The organism is Fervidobacterium nodosum Rt17-B1, from assembly GCF_000017545.1.
Taxonomy (GTDB): Bacteria; Thermotogota; Thermotogae; order Thermotogales; family Fervidobacteriaceae; genus Fervidobacterium; species Fervidobacterium nodosum.
In genome coordinates, this window is record NC_009718.1 from 1,869,011 (window position 1) to 1,886,882 (window position 17,872).

At 36.9% G+C, this 17,872-nt stretch carries 14 protein-coding genes and 1 pseudogene; 11 read left to right on the top strand and 4 right to left on the bottom strand.

Annotated elements, in window-relative coordinates:
* Positions 1 to 219: 219 nt before the first annotated feature.
* The 3 genes from flgB (at position 220) to fliE (ending at position 1,382) form a co-directional block, all read left to right on the top strand.
* The gene (flgB, locus tag FNOD_RS08900; protein WP_041257253.1) at positions 220 to 603 is read left to right on the top strand and encodes a flagellar basal body rod protein FlgB; all 384 of its coding nucleotides are present in this window, start codon (positions 220 to 222) and stop codon (positions 601 to 603) included.
* 65 nt (positions 604 to 668) lie between these two features.
* Positions 669 to 1,085, top strand: a complete 417-nt coding sequence (gene flgC / locus FNOD_RS08905; protein WP_011994841.1) for a flagellar basal body rod protein FlgC — start codon at positions 669 to 671, stop codon at positions 1,083 to 1,085.
* 6 nt (positions 1,086 to 1,091) lie between these two features.
* Complete coding sequence (fliE, locus tag FNOD_RS08910) at positions 1,092 to 1,382, top strand: flagellar hook-basal body complex protein FliE (RefSeq protein ID WP_011994842.1); 291 nt, start codon at positions 1,092 to 1,094, stop codon at positions 1,380 to 1,382.
* A 91-nt stretch (positions 1,383 to 1,473) separates the two neighbouring features.
* On the opposite strand, the gene FNOD_RS08915 is transcribed toward fliE, so the two are convergent.
* Positions 1,474 to 2,421 carry a hypothetical protein gene (locus tag FNOD_RS08915; protein WP_011994843.1) on the bottom strand — a complete coding sequence of 316 codons (948 nt, stop codon included), beginning with the start codon at positions 2,419 to 2,421 and terminating at the stop codon, positions 1,474 to 1,476.
* A 336-nt stretch (positions 2,422 to 2,757) separates the two neighbouring features.
* On the opposite strand from FNOD_RS08915, the gene rpsO reads away from it, so the two are divergent.
* The 8 genes and pseudogenes from rpsO (at position 2,758) to FNOD_RS08955 (ending at position 13,522) form a co-directional block, all read left to right on the top strand.
* On the top strand, positions 2,758 to 3,012 hold the full coding sequence (gene rpsO / locus FNOD_RS08920) for a 30S ribosomal protein S15 (protein WP_011994844.1): 255 nt from the start codon (positions 2,758 to 2,760) through the stop codon (positions 3,010 to 3,012).
* A 109-nt stretch (positions 3,013 to 3,121) separates the two neighbouring features.
* Positions 3,122 to 4,129, top strand: a complete 1,008-nt coding sequence (gene queA, locus FNOD_RS08925; RefSeq protein WP_041257254.1) for a tRNA preQ1(34) S-adenosylmethionine ribosyltransferase-isomerase QueA — start codon at positions 3,122 to 3,124, stop codon at positions 4,127 to 4,129.
* 77 nt (positions 4,130 to 4,206) lie between these two features.
* On the top strand, positions 4,207 to 4,707 hold the full coding sequence (ruvC, locus tag FNOD_RS08930) for a crossover junction endodeoxyribonuclease RuvC (protein WP_011994846.1): 501 nt from the start codon (positions 4,207 to 4,209) through the stop codon (positions 4,705 to 4,707).
* A gap of 213 nt (positions 4,708 to 4,920) precedes the next feature.
* Positions 4,921 to 8,955 (top strand): annotated as a pseudogene (locus FNOD_RS08935) (PolC-type DNA polymerase III); the annotation flags it as partial.
* A 150-nt stretch (positions 8,956 to 9,105) separates the two neighbouring features.
* Positions 9,106 to 9,339 (top strand): preprotein translocase subunit SecG, encoded by a 234-nt coding sequence (gene secG / locus FNOD_RS08940; RefSeq protein WP_011994848.1) that lies wholly within the window; start codon positions 9,106 to 9,108, stop codon positions 9,337 to 9,339.
* Between the two features lie 50 nt (positions 9,340 to 9,389).
* Positions 9,390 to 10,586 (top strand): tyrosine--tRNA ligase, encoded by a 1,197-nt coding sequence (gene tyrS / locus FNOD_RS08945; RefSeq protein WP_011994849.1) that lies wholly within the window; start codon positions 9,390 to 9,392, stop codon positions 10,584 to 10,586.
* A gap of 109 nt (positions 10,587 to 10,695) precedes the next feature.
* Complete coding sequence (locus FNOD_RS08950) at positions 10,696 to 12,021, top strand: S-layer homology domain-containing protein (RefSeq protein WP_011994850.1); 1,326 nt, start codon at positions 10,696 to 10,698, stop codon at positions 12,019 to 12,021.
* Between the two features lie 151 nt (positions 12,022 to 12,172).
* Entirely contained in the window at positions 12,173 to 13,522 is a 1,350-nt protein-coding gene (locus FNOD_RS08955) for a hypothetical protein (RefSeq protein WP_011994851.1), read from the top strand.
* 163 nt (positions 13,523 to 13,685) lie between these two features.
* On the opposite strand, the gene eno is transcribed toward FNOD_RS08955, so the two are convergent.
* The 3 genes from eno to murD form a co-directional block, all read right to left on the bottom strand.
* On the bottom strand, positions 13,686 to 14,981 hold the full coding sequence (eno, locus tag FNOD_RS08960) for a phosphopyruvate hydratase (protein ID WP_011994852.1): 1,296 nt from the start codon (positions 14,979 to 14,981) through the stop codon (positions 13,686 to 13,688).
* A 163-nt stretch (positions 14,982 to 15,144) separates the two neighbouring features.
* Positions 15,145 to 16,509: an alpha-amylase family glycosyl hydrolase gene (locus tag FNOD_RS08965; protein WP_011994853.1), complete on the bottom strand. Its 1,365-nt coding sequence runs from the start codon at positions 16,507 to 16,509 to the stop codon at positions 15,145 to 15,147.
* Positions 16,510 to 16,554: 45 nt separating this feature from the next.
* On the bottom strand, positions 16,555 to 17,817 hold the full coding sequence (gene murD / locus FNOD_RS08970) for a UDP-N-acetylmuramoyl-L-alanine--D-glutamate ligase (protein WP_011994854.1): 1,263 nt from the start codon (positions 17,815 to 17,817) through the stop codon (positions 16,555 to 16,557).
* Positions 17,818 to 17,872 lie beyond the last annotated feature (55 nt).

Genomic DNA, 17,872 nt, shown 5'->3' on the forward strand with positions numbered 1-17,872 from the left:
ACCACCTCCCAATTTTTTCTATTATATACTTTTAGACAATCTAAACGTTGATAAGTTCAAAAAATAAAAAATAAAAATGGCTTGTAGGAATTATACATTTTATGGTAGAATATCTAAATAGAAAAAGGTTAAAATTAATTATACTACTATACCATTATACCATATTCTGGCTTTAAACACTTTTCTATTATTTAGGAGGAAAAAGTCATGGATAATTCAATCTTCAATTCCAATTTTGATACACTCAAGACGGCTCTTGACGTTCAAATGAAAAGACAAGAAATACATGCCCAGAATATTGCTAATGCGGAAACTCCTGGGTATAAAAGGAAGTACATAGCTTTTGAGGAATATCTTCAAGAATCGAAGATGAAGTTACAGATGGCAAGGACAAGTGAAAAACACCTTCCATCATCGATAAAAACTATCACAGCCAAGCAAGTTACGGTAAAAAATACAACTTTGACAAACGACAAAAACAACGTTGATATCGATATGGAAATGACAGAGATGGTTAAAGATGCGCTTAGATACCAAGTTCTTTCAAGGCTTATGAGTGCAAATATAGATAGGTACAACACTGTCTTAAGGAATACAAGATAATAATGGAGAAAAATATTAGCGTAGATTGAGAAATTATAAATATAGAGAAATGAGGTGTATTCGCTATGCAAAGTGAATTCAACATAATGAACATATCTGCCACAGGTTTGTCAGCCCAGAGGTTTAGAATAGAGGTAATTTCTACAAATATAGCGAATTCCGAGACAACAAGAACGGAAAACGGTGGGCCGTACAGGAGAAAAGTGCCTGTTTTTCAGGAGGTTTTGAGAAATATAAAAGGTAATCAGGAAAATGGTGGGGTTATGGTGAAAAGTATATACGAAGACCCTTCCGAGTACAGGATAGTGTATGACCCAACTCATCCAGATGCGGATGAAAATGGTTATGTGAAATTACCAAACGTTAACATTGTCCGTGAAATGGTTGATATGATTAACGCACAAAGAGCTTACGAAGCGAATGCAACAGCAATTAACACAACAAAAGCTATGATAAACGCAGCCCTTCAAATCGGGAGGTGATGCTAAATGATAGAAAGAATAAATGGGGTTAACAACCAAATTCAAAATATTTCCAACACTCAATCTAAGTCAGGCAATAGTGAATTTAGTAAAATTCTCTCCGATGCGTTACAATCTGTCAATGAACAACAGAAAAATGTTGAGCAGATGAGTGATGATTTTGCCAAGGGGAAGATAAGCAATATTCACGAACTAGTTGTAGAAGCAGAAAAAGCTTCGATATCTTTGAGACTTACCGTTGAAGTTAGAAATAGGATAGTTGATGCTTATAGAGAGATAATGAGAATGCAATTCTAATTTTTTCCAAAGTAAATAAAAAGCGGGAGCGAATGCTCCCGCTTTTTTGTATAGTTTGTATAAACACTAAACTATTTTTCAAATTTTCAAATTATTTTGCAATCGAAAACACAACTGCAACTACTCCCAAAATAATGCCAAACCATGCTATTGTATTTACATTGTTCAATTTTTCATCGAATTTCTTTTCAGAGTCACTGAGCATCTTTGTTACTTCTTCTCTGGTTGCGTAATTTTCAAGTGCGGTTTCAATTTGATCTACTTGTTCTCTGTCTGCTTTTTGTGAGAGATTGTCGTAAATATTCACAATATCTTGATCATGCATGTCAACTTTGAGTGTGAGTGTTTCTATTGCTTCTGGATCGATAATTTTTTCCTCAAGTGCTGCGATTTGGTCGGACAGTGTGCCAAGTGTTTCGTAAATCTTTAATATGTCGTTGTCGTGGATGTCAAGGGTAACCTTTATATCTTCTAAAGCTGTTTCAAAGTCATTATTTGGTGCCTCAGTGGTTATTCCTTCTTTAACCATTTCTTCTTTTAGAGAATTTATTGATACTTCAATATATGATGTAAGTCTTTCTTCCAGTGCAGCCAAATTGTCTGAAAGTTCGTATAACATGTCTCTAAGAGCTGGTAAACCTGTATCGATAGTATTTTTTATATTCAAAATATCTGTTTCAACAGCTGAAATTCTTTCGTCGTATGCTTGCTGATTTTTAGCGTATTCTTCTAATTTAGAGTTAAAATCTTTTTGGGTATTTTCAATCTGCTTTCTGAGCAAATAGTCTGTGTCGCCAATTTGTGCAGCAAGACCTGTGAGAATTTCATTTAATCCATCGATCGAATCGTAAAGCTCCGTGACAGATGCCTCTAATAAACATACCTTTTCCAAATCTGCTTTTGTGCCAACGGTGTCGTAAATCATGTTTGCATATTCTTCAAGTAGTTCAATCCTGTTGACAAGACTGTCGATGTCTACCTCTGCAAAAACCATTAAACCGAAAAGAACGACCGCAAGAAGAATCCCCAACTTTCTCATAATGTTCCCTCCTTTTTTAAAGTGTGATTAAAGAATAGAAAAACCCACACATATGAATTATATAACATTCTTATACAATTAACAAAATACATAAATTATCTCAAAAAATATTATATCACTTTTAATAACCGTTTTGCAAACATTTTTTTAGTTTTTTGAAAGTAATTCACCAAGTTAACTTTCTTATTTGAAGTTTTATAGCTTCCGAAATATTTCAAAACCAATATTGTCTTGACAAATTGAATTTCTTGGTATATTATAATTTCTGCCCTTGCTCAGTTGTGGGTGAGATTCCCCTACTTGGCAAGTGGACAAATTCTATGGAGGTGTAAAAGGATGAACAAAGACGATATCATCAAGGAATTTCAAATTCACGACACTGACACAGGCAGCACAGCTGTCCAGATTGCCCTTTTGACAGCACGCATCAGACATCTTACAGAACACCTTAAGAACCATCCAAAAGATTTCCACTCAAGACGCGGGCTTATGAAAATGGTCGGAAGAAGAAGAAAAATGTTGAAGTACTTGATGAAAAAGGATCCAGAGCTTTACAAACAACTTCTCGAAAAACTCTCATTAAGAAAGTAAGAATACAATCTCTTAACATAATGGGCGGGTAACCGCCCGTTATTTTTAGCTAGGAGGAGAGTTTAACATGGACAATATAAACAATAATTCTCAACTTTACAACCTTGAAATGTATGATTATTACCTACCAGAAGAGTTAATTGCACAATCGCCCGTTGAACCAAGGGATAGTTCAAGATTGATGGTTCTAAACAAAGCAACTGGTGAAATACAACATAGGATATTTAGAGATATAGGAGAATATATTCACGAGGGGGATTTATTGGTTTTCAACACAACTAAAGTCATTCCTGCAAGATTGTTCGGTAAAAAGACAACTGGTGCTAATATCGAAATTCTTCTACTTGAGAAGTTAGGATTAGGCATTTGGAAATGCCTTGTCAAACCTGGTAAAGCTGTAAAAGAAGGAACGGAAATAATTTTTGAAAATACGAATATGAAAATGTATGGTAAATGTCTTTCAAGAGCAGAAGAAGGTACAAGAGTTATCGAATTTTCAGAAAAGGAAGATGAAAAGATATTCTCTTTTGGAAACGTTCCATTGCCACATTATATAAAAAATCATAACGTTAAAATAGAAAGGTACCAAACTGTTTACGCAAAGCATGAAGGAAGCGTGGCGGCACCAACAGCTGGATTACATTTTACAACAGAGCTACTTAACGAACTAAAAAACAAAGGCGTTAAAACAGCGGAAGTTGTCTTACACGTTGGAATTGGGACTTTTAAGCCTGTTAAAGTTGGAGACATAAGACAACATAAAATGCATGAGGAGTATTACATTGTTTCTGGAGAAACCATAAGTGCTATTAATGAAGTTAAAGCCTCTGGTAAAAGAGTTATAGCTGTTGGAACAACTACTGTAAGAACACTTGAAACGATAGCTAGACTTCAAAAGAGTGATTCTTACTCTGGAAAAACCGATATATTCATATACCCTCCATTTGAATTTAAAATTGTGGACGCGTTAATAACTAATTTTCACTTGCCGAAATCTTCATTAATAATGCTTGTTAGTGCATTCGCTGGTTATGATTTAACGATGAGAGCGTATAGGATAGCTGTGCAGGAAAGGTATAGATTTTTCTCATTTGGTGATGCGATGTTTATTTTTTAAGTTAACAATGTTAACATTTGAAATTGTAACCGACGAAAAAAGAGAAATAAAGTACAATTAAATTAGCGGGGTGCATTATGCGTATTCTTGGTATAGATCCCGGTTATGGCATTGTTGGTTACGGTGTCGTTGAAAAACTAGGCAACAAGATAGCATACGTTAGTCATGGGGCAATAAAGACAGAAAAAGGTGAACATTTTGAAGATAGACTTGATTACATATACAATCAAGTGAATGAGATTATAGAAAAATACAATCCTGAACTTGTGGCTATTGAGAGTCTTTACTTTTATAAGAACGTCAAAACGGCTATCTATGTTGGTGAAGCTCGAGGGGTTATCCTTCTTGCGATTAAGCATTCCAATATCCCATTTGTTGAGTTCACACCACACCAAGTTAAGCTTACGGTGACAGGTTATGGTAGGGCGGAGAAAACGCAAATACAAAAAGTTATGAAAATACTTCTTAAACTCAATGAAATACCAAAACCAGATGATGCGGCGGACGCCCTCGCCATCGCTTGGTGTGCTGCGGTGAGTGGTTCTGATTATTCTTCGTATAAGAAAAACACAAAATAAGTTGATAAATAGGATCAAATCGATAGTAATTATATGTGTTGTCATTTGTGTTGTCATTGTTATGGAGGTGTAATGATGATCCACGTCTTTGATGTCCAGCGTCCAATAGAAAATATAGCTCAAAAGCTTGGAATAAATGCCAGTGGTATTTTAAAAAAGGTTATTTACGATAAAAAAAGAGAAGCTGTTACTTTTGTTATAGAAAATTTTTCAGGAGATTCTGAATACTTTAAAAATGCTCTTAGTGAGTTCATAGGAGTGCACATAGATATTACTTTTGAAAACACAATTAATGAATCAAGTCAGAGTATAGAAGAATTTATTTACAAACAGTTGAATGGTTCTGGAAAATATATAGATAGGATAGAAATCATTGGTAAAAGCTTAAAGATATACACAATTGGTGAGTTCGCAAAATCTCATGTCATGAACAGAATAAAAAAGGTAAAAAACACATTACCTTTTCAAGAATATATTATTGAGACTGTGCAGGAAAGCATACAACATTCAGAACAGTTGATTCAAAATACAGAAATTGTTCAGAACGTAGAACAAAGAAATTCTGAATTTAATAGTATAAAAGGCGATGTCGAGGAGAACAATAAAATCGAAAAAAATGATGAAAGCGAACTAAAAAAAGTTTTAAACTCAATATACTCTCCATCTACGTTGGTTTTATCACCAAATTCCAAGAGACAGATAAAAGTTTATGGTAAAGTGTTTAAATTCGAGAAAATAAACGATGATTTATCAACAATATATATAACAGACAAGAAAGATTCGACCATTTTAAAAGTTTTCGATTCCAGAAAATTGGCAGTAGAAGAAAAAGTTAATGTAGGAAGTTGGTATATATTCACAGGTAAAGTTCTTACAGATAAGAACAATTCCCCATTTTTAAAAGTGGAGAATATTACAGAAATCCCATCTTTAGATAGGGTTGACAACGCTGTAGAAAAAAGAGTAGAACTCCACGCACATACAAAAATGAGCGATCTTGATAGTGTAATGGACATCTCAGAGTACGTGAGCACAGCAAAAAAATGGGGATGGGAAGCTATCGCGATTACCGACCACGGTAATGTCCAAGCCATTCCAGAATTTTTTGATATTGCAAAATCAGCAGGTTTAAAACCAATATTTGGCTCGGAACTTTATTTGGCTAATGATCCCAAAAGGATAATGATGAACGAAATAGAAGGCAACGTTGACGATTATACTTATGTTGTACTTGATTTGGAGACAACAGGCTTAAACCCTCGTTCTGACGAAATAATGGAGATTGGTGCAGTCAAAACAAGAGATGGAAAAGTTATAGATGAATTCCACACATTTGTTAGGCCTAATAAATTAAATAAGAAAAGTCTTAATATAACAGGTATTACAGAAGATATGCTAAAAGATGCTCCTGATATAATGCAAGTCTTGCCAAAACTATTAGAATTTATAAAAGACAGCATATTAGTTGCTCATAACGCTGATTTCGACATGACGTTTTTAAAGAATATCCTTTCAAAAAGTGGAATTGAATTTAACCCGCCGTATATAGATACTCTCAGACTCTCGCAAGCATTACTTAGGAATAAAATTAAATCATTCTCTCTCGATAAACTTGTTGACCATTTTGGGTTAGGTGCTTTCCAACATCACAGGGCGTTAGACGATGCCAGGGTAACCGTAAATGTTTTCTGGAAGTTAATAGAATTGGCTAAGAAAAAATCTATAACAACGTTTGAAAAATTGAACAAATTAGTTGAAAATATAAATCCACTTGTAAAACATCCTCAGCATGTGACCGTTCTTGTCCGAAACAAAACAGGGCTTAAGAATTTGTATAAATTAATCTCAAAAGCTCACACTGAGACATTTTTTGTTGTTCCTCAAGTATTGAAATCTGAGCTTGAAAAACACAGGGAAGGCTTACTCATAGGTACTGGTTGTGCAAATTCAGAGATATTTGAGCTTGCCCTCCAAAGAGACACAGGCGCGTTAACAGAAGCGCTTAAATTTTACGATTACATTGAAATAATGCCACTTGATACTATAAATTCCGAAGAATTTACCAGAGAAGAAGCCAAAGAAGCGTATAAATTGCTTTATCAGGTTGGTAAAGAATTAAACATGCCTGTTGTAATGGTTTCAAATGCTCATTTTATCGACCCAGAGGATATAAAGGCACGTAAAGTATTGCTTGCACCTCAGAGTAATATAGAAGATGAAGAGGCAAACTATTATCTTAGAACAACGCAGGAAATGATAGATGCCGCTTTAGAAATTTTTGAAGATGAACAAATTGCTAAAGAAGTTGTTGTCGATAATCCAAAGAAGATTGCAAATATGATAGATACAATTCAACCACTTGAAAAGAAACTTCATCCACCAAAGATAGAAGGCGCAGAGGAAAAACTTCGAACAATGACTTACGAAAAAGCTTATCAACTATATGGGAACCCGCTTCCGGAAATCGTTGAGAAGAGAATTGAAAAAGAACTTAACAGCATAATTGGACATGGATATGCTGTATTGTATATGATAGCTCATCTCATAGTCAAAAAAGCTGGTGAAGATGGATACGTTGTTGGTTCTCGAGGTTCCGTTGGTTCTTCATTGGTTGCACACCTTGTTGGAATAACGGAAGTAAATCCTTTACCGGCCCACTACAGATGCCCAGATTGTAAATATTTTGAATTACACGAAGAGTTTGGTTCAGGTTACGATTTGCCAGACAAACTTTGTCCAAAATGTGGCGCAAAACTTGAAAAAGTTGGGCAAGACATACCATTTGAAGTCTTCATGGGATTTGAAGGAGACAAAGTGCCTGATATAGACTTAAATTTCTCTGGCGAATATCAAGAAAGAGCGCATAAGTTCATAGAAGAATTATTTGGAAAATCGAAAGTTTTCCGTGCTGGAACAATAAGTACCATAGCCGATAGGAGCGCTATTGGTTACGTTAAAGCCTATATGGAAGACAAAAATGGAAATATAGTTAATCCGCTAAATCCTGCTGAACAAGAACGACTTACAATGTACGTAACGGGTGTAAAGAGAACAACAGGACAACACCCCGGTGGATTGATGATAGTTCCAAATGAGTACGAAATATATGACTTTACGCCATTCCAACATCCGGCGAACGACAAAAAATCAGGAGTATATACCACGCACTTTGCTTACGAATTTATCCACGACGATTTAATAAAATTGGACGCGCTTGGTCACGATGACCCTACGATGATTCGTTTACTTTACGAATACAGCGGAATAGACCCCATGACAATACCTATGGATGATAAAAAGACTATAAGCATATTCTCATCGACAAAAGCTTTGGGAGTTGATCCAGAAGAACTTGGAACAGACGTAGGAACTATAGGCATTCCGGAATTTGGCACAGATTTTGTTATGGGCATGCTCAGAGAAACAAGGCCAAAGACATTCGCTGAACTTGTTAGAATATCAGGACTTTCTCACGGAACAGATGTTTGGCTTGGTAATGCGCAGACACTTATCAACAAAAAAATAGCGACACTGTCTGATGTCATATCCTGTCGTGATGATATAATGATTTATCTTATTCACAAAGGGGTACCGCATTCAAATGCATTTAAGATAATGGAAAATGTTAGAAAGGGGAAAGGATTGAAAGAAGAAGAAATAAACATAATGAAAGAACACAATGTACCGGATTGGTTCATTGAGTCGTGCCAAAAGATAAAGTATCTTTTCCCAAAAGCACACGCAGTTGCTTATGTAAGTATGGCGTTTAGAATTGCGTACTTTAAAGTTCACTACCCATTGGCATTTTATGCGGCGTATTTTTCAACTAAAGGTGATGAATTCGATGCAGAGCTCATTTTAAAAGGCAAGGAGGCTATAAAGAAAAGACTCGTCGAATTGGCAGCTAGTATGAAGAAGGACGTTAAAGAAAAGAATGAAGAAAAAGTCTTACAAGCAGCACTTGAAATGCTATTGCGTGGGTATGGATTTAAGAAACCTGACTTGAAACGTAGCGACGCGAAAAGATTTATAATAGACGGCAAAGATTTACTCATACCGTTCAACAAAATACACGGAATAGGCGAAAACGTTGCAAACTCTATAGTAGAAAAGCGTGCCGAAAAACCGTATACATCTATTGAAGATTTAATGAATCGTGCACGTGTTACAAAAGCACAAGTCGAGGTATTAAAAAGAATAGGAGTATTAGATGGACTTCCAGAAACCGACCAAGCTATGTTGTTTTAGCTTTAAAGATAAAATACAATCTTTATACAATCTTTGATGACCGACTAAGGATTAACGAAAATTTGTTGCATAAATTGAAAAATATATGATATAATAACTTTTGACAATTATTCCAAATCATTTAGAAATACAAATCGGAGGTGTAGCGAGATGTTGGGAGTTGTATTAATTGTTGTACACACGATTATCGCAGTGGGGCTTATTTGGATGGTATTGCAAGAAATGAGTAAGTTCGCAGAACTTGGTGGTGCATTTGGTAGTGGAGCAGCTTATACCATGTTTGGGAGGAAAAAAGGTTTAGATACATCTGGTAAAATAACAGTTGCCCTTGCAATTGCGTTCTTTGTTATGTGCTTCTTAACATCATGGGTTTTATCAAGATAATATTTTTATTATCACCCTATTACGAAGTTAAAACATTTGGAGGGTCATGAATGCACCTTAGTCCCGAAGAACAAATTAAAATATTGAAGAAAAACTGTGTTGATTTGGTTTCTGAAGAAGAATTATTGGAACGATTAAAAGAAGGAAAGCCTCTAAGAGTTAAGTTGGGTGTAGATCCATCAAGACCGGATTTACATTTAGGGCATGCTGTTGTTTTGAAAAAACTCAAACAATTTCAAGACCTTGGGCATCAGGTTATCCTTATCATCGGTGATTTTACAGCAATGATAGGTGATCCATCTGGTAGAAACACAACTAGACCGATGCTCTCAAGGGAAGAAGTTGTTGAAAACGCAAAAAGCTATGCTGAACAAGCCTTTATGATTCTTGACAAAGAAAAAACAATAATAAGATACAATAACGAATGGCTTGGTGCGATGACATTTGCGGATGTTGTAAAACTTGCAGGAAAATACACAGTTGCCAGAATGCTTGAAAGAGAAGATTTTGCAAAAAGGTATGCGGAAGGTACACCAATAAGTGTCGCAGAGTTTTTGTATCCGTTAGCTCAAGCGTACGATTCAGTTGCTATTCAGGCAGATGTAGAACTTGGCGGAACTGACCAACTCTTTAATCTTATGGTTGGCAGAAAAATACAGGAAGAATATGGATTAAGACCGCAGATAGTCATGACAATGCCTATAATTGAAGGAACAGATGGAAAATTGAAAATGAGCAAAAGTTACAACAACTACATAGGCTTTACAGATGAGCCAAGAGATATGTACGGAAAAGTAATGTCTATACCTGACGAATTAATAGTAAAATACGCAAAATTACTTACAGACGTTGATGATGAAGTGTTGAGAAAAATGGAGAAAGAAATAAACGAAAAAGCTGTAAATCCAAGAGATTACAAAATGTGGCTTGCGAAAGAAATTGTTAGACAATTCCACGGCGAAGAGAAAGCAAAAGATGCTGAGGAATATTTCATAACAGTTTTCCAACGTAAAGAGATTCCCGAAGAAATGCCAGAAGTGAAAATTCAAGCAGGTGTTTACAACATCGTTGACCTTCTTGAAACTTTAAAAATTGGTTCAAGGAGTGAAATAAAAAGACTCATAACTCAAGGTGGAGTTTACTTCGACAACAACAGAATTGACAATTTTAAAGCAAATGTTGAAATAAGCAAAGAACACATACTAAGAGTTGGGAAAAGACAATTTATAAAGATTTTAGCAATTTAATGTTATAAAATATCTTTGGAAAATTATCAAATTGTATTTTGCTTTACGTACTAAATGTGTTATAATTTTTTTGTAAGTATTTTATATTCTAAAAAGGGGGTAGTTATTTATGAAAAAATTTTTAACAGTTATTAGCATTTTGATTTTCATTGTCACAGCTATGGCAGCTTTCAGAGATATTCCAAAAGGCCACTGGGCTAAGAATTATGTTGAAAGGCTTGAGCAGATAGGTATAGTTACAGGTTTCCCAGATGGAACATACCGTGGTGACGAAGCAGTAACAAGATATCAAATCGCTTTGTTTATTTCCCGCACACTTGACTATGTTGAGCAATCACTTTCTTCTTTGAAAACACAATTGAACGAAAACAAAGGGAACATTGAAAATTTGGAAAATACCATTCAAGATATGAAACTTACACTCGAACTTCACGATCAAGATATTATAAAACTTTACGACCTTGTTACACAGCTTGGAGATAAATTCGTTTACACAGACGAAGAAGGCAATCAACAAGAAGTTAACGTTGTAGAATTGAAGAACGATATAGCAAGCATAAGTGATATCCTCAATGGTCTTGCGGCTCAGCTTGGAGATGTTGATTACCTTTTGAGAAAACAAATTTCAGATTTAGACAAGAAAACATCCGCAAAAGACGATGAACTTTCCAACTTAACAGCTGAATTATCACAAAAAGTTTCAGATTTAAGCGAACAAATTGAAACCTTACAAGCAAAAATCGAAGATTTGAACGACACGGTAGTAAACATATACAACACCCTTTCTGAAGCCATAATGGGTTTACAAGAATCTTTGGCTACTTTGGAAGCATCTTTAACTGAAAAAACAGATGAAATTGAGACAAGAATTCTCAATATAGAAAATACACTTGAAACAGGATTACCAGTATTAAGAGACGCGATTTACGGACTTTCAGAAGACTTGGCAAACGCTCAAGAAGCACTGAAAACTTACACAGATGTAATTGCTGAAAATTTACAAAATCAAATTGACGAACACGCGCAGGCAAATGATGAGGAATTCGCTAAAGTTTATGAAGCGATTAGCAACCTTCAAGACATGTTGGCAAGAGCTATCCTTGGACAACAAGAAGAAATAGCCAATTTGAGTACCAAACTTGACAAACTAAACGAACTTGTGGTAAACTTTAGTAGCGAAACTAACGAAAAGATATCTGTTCTTGATGAGAGATTAGGCCTTTTAGAAAATCAAGTTGCAAGCTTAAGCCAGGTGGTTGAAGAAGTAAAAGCAGATAAATCTGATGTTGAAGAAATTAACAAAGAGCTCGCGAAGAAAGCAACAAAGGAAGAACTCGAACAAGCAAAAACGATAGCAACTTGGGGTGTAGTTACCGGTGTCAGTGGGCTTTTAATAGGTATAATAGCATTAGGTAAAATTTTAGGTTGGTTCTAAATTTTCTCAAAGTTTTAGATTTTTATAGAAATTCATTAAATTTTATTATTCCTACAAGGGGGGATGATAAAAGAAAAATTGAAAAATAAAAAGCTCAACATTTTAACTATATTATTTTTAACCTAAACTCACAGGAGGAGGGAGAAAGGTTATGAAAAAGCTTTTTACGGTACTTGTAGCGCTTCTCATGGTAGTTAGCATCTTCGCAGCAGAAAAACCATTCACACTCGGACCAAACGTAAAGTATACCGGTACAGTTACTTTCACATTGACGGCTGATAAGGATGGGGTAAGCTTTAATGGAGCTCTATCAGATGTTTCAGCAAGTCTTTCACTTTCACCAACATCAGACACGCAAGCAGGAGCAACATTCGGAATTACCTATACACCGTTCAGTGGAGTTACACTTACTCTCAGTTCAATAACATTCTCAACACCATATTTTGGCGCATACTACACAACAGGAAAACAGTTTGTCAATGACTACTTCACAGGTATAGTTTACAATTCAGATGGTTCTATATCTGATTGGGATTCAGAATTTAAATCAGAATTTGCTGACGCACTCAAACTCACATTCCCAGCAGTAGCAGGTCTTGAAGTTTATATTGAAGATAACACAACAGAAATTACAGGTACACTAGACTACGCAAATTGGTTCAGCGACATGCTTTTAGTGAAATACCCAGTTGCACCATTCACACTTGTTGGCGGTATGTACGTCGCTGGTGGTTACTACACAGTTGGTGCCAACGTATTTGGTACAGTTGATCTCGGTATATTCAAGCCATCAGTTGACGTCTTTGCAGGTATGGTTGATGCATCTTCAGCAAATCCAAAAACAGTTTACGGTGTCACAGTATCTGGAAGCCTTTCACCAGTTGCAGGTTTAACACTTGCGCCGACACTCAAATACACCGATGGTATTGCAAATCTCGTTTACAAGAGCAACACCAAAACAGATGGTAAGTTTGCAGAGCTTGGCGTAACATACACAACAACATTCGCACCAGTAACAGTAACAGCAAAAGTAACACCAAAGTACGATATGCAGCCAGCAACACCAACATTTAAGGTACCACTTAACGAACTTTCAGCAAAAGTAGCAGTTACACCTGTAACACTCTTTGTAAAGACAACAGAAACAGACTTAATTGATTCAACAATGAAATTCACACTCTACACACAAGCAGATTACGCTGATGCGATGCTCTCTGCTACAGCAAAAGCAGAATGGGCAGATGTAACAGAACTTGCAACGTACAAATACATCCACGTCAATGGTTCTGTTAATGTAGTGCCAGGTGTCTTCACAGTAGGCGGAAACTTCAGAATGACTCCAAGTAACAACGGCTTCAATGCATCATTTAAATACGTCTTAACACCAAATGTAAATGTAACAGGATTCTACGGAACATTGACAGGCGATGATAGTGCTGGTTGGACAATTAATTCAGATCCAACATGGAATCTTAAACTCACATACTCAGCAAGCTTCTAATACAATCAATTATCGATAAGACGTAACACCCCGCCGGAAGGCGGGGTGTTGTTTTGCCATTTATCGCGATTGTTCATTCTGGACATACACGTAACGTAGAAACAAAAACTCCCCCTTTCATTTTCAGGGGGAGTCTTTCAATAATTAAATCTCTTTTCGATTCTTATCTTTTTATCGAATAGAACGCTCCTAATCCTTTGTATATCGCCGCATCGCCGAGTTCTTCTTCGATTCTGAGGAGTCTGTTGTACTTGGCTATCCTTTCGCTTCTTGAGAGTGAACCTGTCTTTATCATGCCCGCATTTGTTGCTACCGCAAGGTCTGCTATGAATGTGTCTTCCGTTTCACCGCTTCTGTGGGATATGACGTTCGTCATTCCTGCCGTCTTTGCCATTTCTATCGCATCGAGCGTCTCTGTTACCGAGCCTATCTGGTTGAGTTTTATGAGTATCGAGTTGCTTGCGAAGAGCTCAATACCTTTTTCGAGTCTCTTTACGTTCGTAACGTACAGGTCGTCTCCAACTATCTGTACTTTTCCGCCGACTTTCTGCGTGAATTTCACGTAGCTATCCCAGTCTTCTTGCTCGAATGGGTCTTCGATGGAGATTATTACGGGCCAGTATTTGTCTATGAGCATTGAGTAGTATTCAATCAGTTCGTCGCCTGTCTTTTCAGTTCCATCGATGTTGTACTTTCCCGTCTCTTCGTTGTAGAATTCACTTGCTGCGCAGTCGAGCGCAATGTATATGTCCTTTCCTGGTTCGTACCCTGCCTTTTTAATTGCTTCGATAAGCACTTGGATCGCTTCTTCGTTCGATGAAAGGTTTGGTGCAAATCCGCCTTCGTCACCGACTGCTGTAACGTGTCCTGCGTCTTTGAGTATCTTCTTGAGCGTGTGGAAGACTTCTGCACCGTACCTGAGAGCTTCTTTGAACGATGGTGCTCCCGCTGGAACGAGCATGAATTCCTGAATATCGAGGCTGTTGTCTGCGTGCGCACCGCCGTTAATGACGTTCATGAATGGAACTGGGAGAATTTTTGCATTCGCTCCGCCGAGGTATTTGTAGAGCGGTACTCCTGCGCTCTCTGATGCTGCCCTTGCGACTGCCATCGATACGCCGAGGATTGCATTTGCGCCGAGTTTTGATTTATTCTCTGTGCCGTCGAGCTCAAGGAGGACTTTGTCAAGGTAAACCTGATCAAATGCATTCAATCCGACAACTCTTGGTGCGATGATTTCGTTTACGTGTTCTACCGCTTTGAGCACGCCTTTGCCCATGTACCTTTTCTTGTCGCCATCCCTCAATTCGAGTGCTTCGAACTTTCCTGTAGATGCTCCACTTGGAACGATAGCACTGCCAAAGCTTCCATCTTCAAGCAATACCTCAACCTCAACCGTTGGGTTTCCGCGGGAATCAAGTACCTCACGTGCCCTAACATCGATAATTTCTACGTACATGCTTACACCTCCATCTTTTGAGTAATGAACGAATTTCTGCAAAATTTTAAAAATATAACCAAAACAAACAGAAATTGAGTGAAAAGTTTCACTTTTTTAATTATACCACTTAAATTTCTCTTTTACAACTTGATATTTGTTTATTTTTGCTTATTATACCATATCACATTATCTTTACTTCGTATGGCTTTAAGGATACACCTTCATGTGATTCATGATGACCTGAGATGTTCACGTAGACTCTGATGCCGTTTATTCCATCGGTTACCGTGTAAGCTATTGTGAATGTATTGTGAGTTACATTCTCAATCCAAGCGTTTTCAAGCCATTCGTTTTCTTTTCTAAATTTCGTCCAATTGATTACTTCCTTTAAAAGACTATTTTCTCTGCTTAGTTGTTCTTCTACAGATACTCCTGTAAATGCTCTGTTGAACCTTACGGCTTTCCAGAAAGATTGTCCTTCACCAGATAAAGAGGCATACCAAGGGAACGGTTCTATAACATCTTCTGTGAATGTTGAGTCGTACATACCTTTCATCCCTAGTTCGTCTCCATAGTAAATAAACGGTACGCCTGGTGTGGTCATTAACAAGCCGAAGAATACTTTTCTCTGTTCTTCTTGTGGAAGCATTTGCGCAAGTCTGTGCATATCGTGGTTACCTGTGAAATTACTCGGTTTGTAAGGTTTTTTAGTGAGCGTTCTTTGGAAGCAGTCAACGATTTTGTACACTGTACCGTGTTGCATCGATTCACGTATCGCTTCCGTAAAATAGAAATTAAAAGAGCATCCTATCGTTTTTGCGTATCTGTCAACTATCTCTGGATCGTCCCAAACTTCCGTAACCGCAAATACATTCCCACCTTTGACACTTCTTGCTTTATCCATTACCAATTGCCAGTATCTAACATTTTTATCATGGTCGTATCTAAAGCGCCCTTCTTTTACGTCGTAATCGTAAATGTGTTTTGCTGCGTCGAATCTAAATCCATCAACACCTTGTTTAAGCCAGAATTCGACAATTTCTAACGATTTTTCAACTACTTCAGGATTTTCGTAATTCAAATCTGGTGAGGAGCCACCAAAGACACCGTAATACACTTTACCGTTTCTATTGTGCCAAAGTAATTCTTCATCCCAGTGCCTTTTTTCCAGAAGATTGAAGTGTGGCTGTGCCCAGAGGAAGTAATCGACGTACGGTTTTTCACCTTCCATAGCGGCTTTGAACCAAGGATGTCTATCAGATACATGGTTTAGTGGTAAGTCTATAACAACTCTTATACCATTTTCATGGAGTGTTTCCACCATGTACCTGAAATCCTCAAGAGTGCCAAAAGAAGAATTTGTGTCTAAATAATCGATAATATCATAGCCGTGGTAACTTGGAGATTTAAAGTGTGGTGTTAGCCAAATTAAATCGACGTTGAGCATTTTGAAGTAATCTACTTTTTTTGCGATACCTCGGAAATCACCAATCCCGTCATCGTTTGAATCGGCAAATGATCTTATGAATATTTCATAGCCTATCACTTTTTTTGCCTCCTTTTATTCAAATGTGATTTAAAATTGAATTTCTTATCCTTGCATCAATTTTTTCACTATCTCTTTGAAATGATTACCTCTCTCCTCGAAGTTTTTATAGGCGTCATAACTTGCTCCCGCAGGTCCAAGGAGTACGTAATCTCCTTCTTTTGCCATTTTGCTTATTTCAAAAACGGCTTCTTCGATGTTTGAAAATCTTTTGTAATTGACATTCCTTTCTTTTAAATAGGGTTCCACCGCATCGGAAATTGGTCCGACGATGGCAACGAATTTACATTTTTTTGATATTTCGTTAGCCAACTTTGAGTAATCTTCGTTCTTTCCTTTTCCTGCTATTATGAGATACAAATTATTATCGAAATTCTCAAGTGCTTTAACAACAGCGGCTGCGTTTGTTGCCTTTGAGTCGTTATAATAATGTGCGCCGTTTATTGTACCGCAGTATTCCATTCTGTGTGGTAACGGAGTGAAATCTTCCAGCATGCTCATTGAGAAAGGTAATCCAAGTACTTTCAATACAGTCTTTGCAGCGGCGATATTTTCCATATTTTGTTTTGTTCGTATATGGAACGGTATCTCTTCGAATTTAAAATCAACGGTGAATGGAACTCTCTTCGCTTGGACAAGGGCTAATCTTTTGAATGTTTCCATATCTTTTGGGTTGTAAACAAAGTGGTCTTCGTTATCTTGGAATTTCGTTATTTTGAATTTCGAATCAACATAATGCTCCATACTTGGATGCCAATCTAAATGATTGGGATAAATATTAGTGATAACCGCGACGTTTGGCTTAAAAAACGGAGTCCAATAGAGTTGGAAACTGCTTATTTCTACTACTATGTATTCCGGTTTCTTGCCTTCCAAAAGCACCTGAGCAATGGGGATCCCAAAGTTTCCAGAAATTTGGGATGATGCTGATTTCGAAATGAGGTGGTTAATCATCGCTACAGTTGTACTCTTACCGACTGAGCCTGTCACAGCTATTATTTTCGGTTTCCAATCGAGAAATTTCATGAAGTAGGTTATTTCGGTATCGACATATTTGCCCATCTGTTGAGCCTTTAAAAGAATTGGATGGTTGTGTGGAACGCTCGGACTTGTGAGTATAACATCGGCTTCTAATATTTTCTCAGAATTTACTCCTTCCTCGTATGGTATGTTGTTTTCTTCCAAAAATGCCTTATCTTCACTGGAAAGCTTTCCAGATTCGCTTACAAAAATCTTTTCTCCTAATTTCAAAAGAAACTTCGCAGCATACTTATTACTCAACCCCAAACCGAGCAGTGCGTACTGCATTTAAATGCCTCCTTTTAATTGTTTTATCTTGTTAACCTAATAAATTATATCACAA

What these genes read in the sequence shown, in the direction of transcription:
- eno (WP_011994852.1), bottom strand. Translation starts at nt 14,981, where the DNA reads ATGTACGTAGAAATTATCGATGTTAGGGCACGTGAGGTACTTGATTCC.
- flgC (WP_011994841.1), top strand. Translation starts at nt 669, where the DNA reads ATGCAAAGTGAATTCAACATAATGAACATATCTGCCACAGGTTTGTCA.
- ruvC (WP_011994846.1), top strand. Translation starts at nt 4,207, where the DNA reads ATGCGTATTCTTGGTATAGATCCCGGTTATGGCATTGTTGGTTACGGT.
- murD (WP_011994854.1), bottom strand. Translation starts at nt 17,817, where the DNA reads ATGCAGTACGCACTGCTCGGTTTGGGGTTGAGTAATAAGTATGCTGCG.
- FNOD_RS08950 (WP_011994850.1), top strand. Translation starts at nt 10,696, where the DNA reads ATGAAAAAATTTTTAACAGTTATTAGCATTTTGATTTTCATTGTCACA.
- queA (WP_041257254.1), top strand. Translation starts at nt 3,122, where the DNA reads ATGTATGATTATTACCTACCAGAAGAGTTAATTGCACAATCGCCCGTT.
- secG (WP_011994848.1), top strand. Translation starts at nt 9,106, where the DNA reads ATGTTGGGAGTTGTATTAATTGTTGTACACACGATTATCGCAGTGGGG.
- fliE (WP_011994842.1), top strand. Translation starts at nt 1,092, where the DNA reads ATGATAGAAAGAATAAATGGGGTTAACAACCAAATTCAAAATATTTCC.
- FNOD_RS08955 (WP_011994851.1), top strand. Translation starts at nt 12,173, where the DNA reads ATGAAAAAGCTTTTTACGGTACTTGTAGCGCTTCTCATGGTAGTTAGC.
- FNOD_RS08915 (WP_011994843.1), bottom strand. Translation starts at nt 2,421, where the DNA reads ATGAGAAAGTTGGGGATTCTTCTTGCGGTCGTTCTTTTCGGTTTAATG.
- tyrS (WP_011994849.1), top strand. Translation starts at nt 9,390, where the DNA reads ATGCACCTTAGTCCCGAAGAACAAATTAAAATATTGAAGAAAAACTGT.
- rpsO (WP_011994844.1), top strand. Translation starts at nt 2,758, where the DNA reads ATGAACAAAGACGATATCATCAAGGAATTTCAAATTCACGACACTGAC.